Here is a 1309-nt window from a genome sequence, read left to right as displayed (position 1 = left end):
GCGCGCCGGTCGATGCCGCGGGCCTGACGCGCATCACGCTGCAGGTCAACGGGCAGCCCCGGCCGCTCGCCATCGATGCGCGTGTCTCGCTGCTCGACGCGCTGCGCGAGCACCTGCGGCTCACCGGCTCGAAGAAGGGCTGCGACCACGGCCAGTGCGGCGCCTGCACGGTGCTGGTGAACGGGCGGCGCATCAACAGTTGCCTCACGCTCGCCGTGATGCACGAGGGCGACGCGGTGACGACCATCGAAGGACTGGGCGCACCGCCGAGGCTGCATGCGATGCAGGCCGCCTTCGTCAAGCACGACGGCTTCCAGTGCGGCTACTGCACGCCGGGCCAGATCTGTTCGGCCGTCGGCATGCTCGCGGAACTGCGCGGCGGCATGCCGAGCCACGTCACCGCCGACCTGGCGGGCCGCCCCTCGCTCAGCGACGAGGAACTGCGCGAGCGCATGAGCGGCAACATCTGCCGCTGCGCGGCCTATCCCAACATCGTCGCGGCCATCCGCGACGTGGCGGGAGCCGCGGCATGAGGGCCTTCAGCTACGAGCGGCCGTCGAGCCCGGCCGAGGCGGCCGCCGCCGTGCAGTGCCATCCGGGCGCGAAGTTCATCGCGGGCGGCACCAACCTGCTCGACCTGATGAAGCTCGACGTGGAGCATCCGCCGCACCTGGTCGATGTGAACCGGATCGGGCTCGACCGCATCGAGACCACGGCCGACGGCGGCCTGCGCATCGGCGCGCTGGTGCGCAACAGCGATCTCGCGGCCGATACGCGCGTGCGACGCGAGCATCCGCTGCTCGCGCGCGCCCTGCTCTCGGGCGCCAGCGCGCAGTTGCGCAACAAGGCCACCACGGCCGGCAACCTGCTGCAGCGCACGCGCTGCTTCTACTTCTACGACACCACCAAGCCCTGCAACAAGCGCGTGCCCGGCAGCGGCTGCGCGGCGCTCGGCGGCTTCAACCGCATCCACGCGATCCTGGGCCCGAGCGAGCATTGCATCGCGGTGCACCCTTCCGACATGGCGGTGGCGATGCGCGCGCTCGATGCCCGCGTCGACACCGTCGCGGCCGACGGCCGCACGCGAAGGATCCCGATCGCCGAGCTGCACCGGCTGCCCGACGAGACGCCGCAGGTCGAGACCGCGCTCGCGCCCGACGAGCTGATCACCGGCGTGGTGTTGCCGCCGCCCCTGGGCGGACGGCAGCTCTACCGCAAGGTGCGCGACCGGGCCTCGTATGCCTTCGCGCTGGTCTCGGTGGCCGCGGTGGTCGTGCGCGAGGGCGGCACGGTGACGCAGGTGCGCCTC

2 protein-coding genes are annotated in these 1309 nt (G+C 72.3%); both read left to right on the top strand.

What is annotated here, in order from left to right:
• Positions 1-533, top strand: a 533-nt coding sequence (locus tag AC27VN_RS41670; RefSeq protein ID WP_490880540.1) for a 2Fe-2S iron-sulfur cluster-binding protein, incomplete at its 5' end; no start/stop codon positions are given.
• The coding region (locus AC27VN_RS41665) for an FAD binding domain-containing protein (RefSeq protein WP_490880539.1) at positions 530-1309 on the top strand (780 nt) is incomplete at its 3' end. The genes AC27VN_RS41670 and AC27VN_RS41665, both read left to right, overlap by 4 nt.

This window comes from Variovorax sp. 20P10.2.4, assembly GCF_058244205.1.
This window is presented reverse-complemented; position numbering and strand designations above follow the sequence as displayed.